Genomic DNA, 2,144 nt, shown 5'->3' on the forward strand with positions numbered 1-2,144 from the left:
GTGGGATTCTCTCATTTCAAATCTGTTTATCTTGAATCAATCAAAATCACTTGCTTGCACACTACAAGCGGGGTTGGCGTGTGGGTAAAAACTATAGAAGAAAGAACTAAAAATGGCTCTTATGAACCGTCTTAAGAGCCAAGGGCTGTCGCAATATTGGGGGCTGGCAAATAAATGGTGCTGGCTTGTTACTTCATAAAGAGCAAGCCGGCATCGTCATACACTTTAGCTCCCAATGTTGCGACAGCTTTTAGCTCGGTTCATTATAGGTATGGCATTTTATTGTACAGTTTGACGTCACGCATTCCGCTTGTGGAGGTGTAAGACAGTATTCTTATGATATTTACGCGCATTTAGCGTTGTTACAGCTTTTGCATTTAGAGGTGGATTTGATGTAACGAATTATCTTTTGTGCTGTAATTGCAGGGGGAAGGTTTAAGGGTGGGAGTGCATAAATGAAAGAGATATTATCATATCAAATTGTTTGATCACGCATGAAAATTGATACTTTATGAAGGGGCATTTATCGCCTTGTAACTGGCTTTATATTTTGCATGAAAGCCCAAAATTCAGTAGGATTCCTCTCACTTCAAAACTTCTTATCTTAAATCAATTCAAATCATTTTCTTGTGTATCACAAGGAGGGGTGTGGTTGTGAGGCACTTAAAAAGTGTGGTAAGTTGCAGTGTGAGGGGAGTATAATCTCTGTGTAGTGAAGGAGATTGCTCTTAGCGTTTTGAAAAAGAATAAAAAATTAAGTTTCGTAGAAAAAGGCGGGGAATATATGGAAATTGATGAAAGTTTAGAATGGCTTTTACGTTCTCAAAAACTAACCATACTGCAGGCAGCGTTATTGATAGCGGGCTTGAATCCACTCGTATGTAAATTTCCCGGCGAATATAGCCCTGAAGACAGTGATATTTACGAAGGAGAGGAGCGAGTACCGTTTGATAAAATTGCTTTGTTCCGAGCTGTTTATAATGAGATAGTAAGAGTAGTAGAAGAGGGAAAATTAAGGGTAGAATGGTACTATCATCGTGATTTTTGGGGGGGGCGTTGGCACGAGAATCCTATTGTTCAAGATTCTTCTGTTTCCCTAGATAATTTAAAAGAATGGCTTTTATTGTGTGGTAAGAGACCTAAAGTTTTTTTTCCTGAGGATGATTCTCGTGACGTTAAGGACCAAAAATATGCGTTTCAAGATCCAACGCATCCACGCTATGCCCCAAAGCTTGCTGCTATTGTTGCGGCTTGGGAAGCGGTGAGTGAGGCTGAGGGTGGTAAAACTGTTAAAGGAACGCTTATAAAGTGGCTGCAACAGAATGCTGATCAATATGATTTACGCAATAAGAAAAATGGTAAGTTAAAAGAGGATGTTATTGAGCAGCTTGCAAGTATTGCCAATTGGGAACCTACCGGAGGGGCGCCTAAGACACCTGCCAATTAATTTTATCAAAAGAAAAAAAATAAAAAGATCACTAAAATTGTGCTGCTTTTTTTGATAATTTTGAAGATAATCTCTTTTTCTGGGGGAGATTTTTACTTTTCTTCCCTAGATTATAAGTAATTGTTTTTTAATGAAAATAATTTTTATAGTGTTCCTCTGACTGTTCAGGCGGGGAAAAATAGACATTTTGGGGCAGTAAAATTTACCCTGTAGTTTTCGTAACTTACCTCTCTATTTTTGTTTGATTTTTTTGGGCACTTTTAAAATCCAAATCAACTGAAATGGATTTTAATATGAAAAAAAGAAAGTCTTTTTTTACGGTGCGTGGAAGTGCAAAAAATTCTCAAGTCAATGCACCGATATTGGAGCAGCCTGTTGCCGATGAGGTGGTGCGTAAATCGTTTAGAATAGGTGTATTGTCGTGTTGGTTAAAGTTTGAACTTACCCTTGTTATGGAAAAGGTCAAAGCTGAGCGTCATGTGCGCTCTCCATAAAGAAATCTTGTCATCTATGAGCGAGTGAGGATTTCTCTTGAAAAATTTGCATAATAGTAAAACTAGTTAGCAAAACCTGTTCTATGGCGCAACAAAAAGGATGTCATAAATGATTATCTCATCATCAATATGCTCTAAGAATAACCCTTGCGTGGCGAAAGTCTATGGCGTAGTCGCTATAGATTTTTGCTCCGTGTGTGATG

General features: G+C 38.2%; 2 protein-coding genes. Both read left to right on the forward strand.

The genetic code is table 11. The features are described from left to right. The first annotated feature begins 784 nt into the window (after nt 1–784). Nucleotides 785–1,447 (forward strand): hypothetical protein, encoded by a 663-nt coding sequence (locus ACFIO3_RS12040; RefSeq protein WP_375704520.1) that lies wholly within the window; start codon nt 785–787, stop codon nt 1,445–1,447. 293 nt (nt 1,448–1,740) lie between these two features. Then, nucleotides 1,741–1,941, forward strand: a complete 201-nt coding sequence (locus ACFIO3_RS12045; protein ID WP_375615054.1) for a hypothetical protein — start codon at nt 1,741–1,743, stop codon at nt 1,939–1,941. Nucleotides 1,942–2,144 lie beyond the last annotated feature (203 nt).

Source organism: Bartonella sp. AD328YNZD (genome assembly GCF_042196425.1).

Excerpts from the sequence above, each read along its gene's own strand:
- ACFIO3_RS12040 (WP_375704520.1), top strand. The coding sequence starts at position 785 with ATGGAAATTGATGAAAGTTTAGAATGGCTTTTACGTTCTCAAAAACTA.
- ACFIO3_RS12045 (WP_375615054.1), top strand. The coding sequence starts at position 1,741 with ATGAAAAAAAGAAAGTCTTTTTTTACGGTGCGTGGAAGTGCAAAAAAT.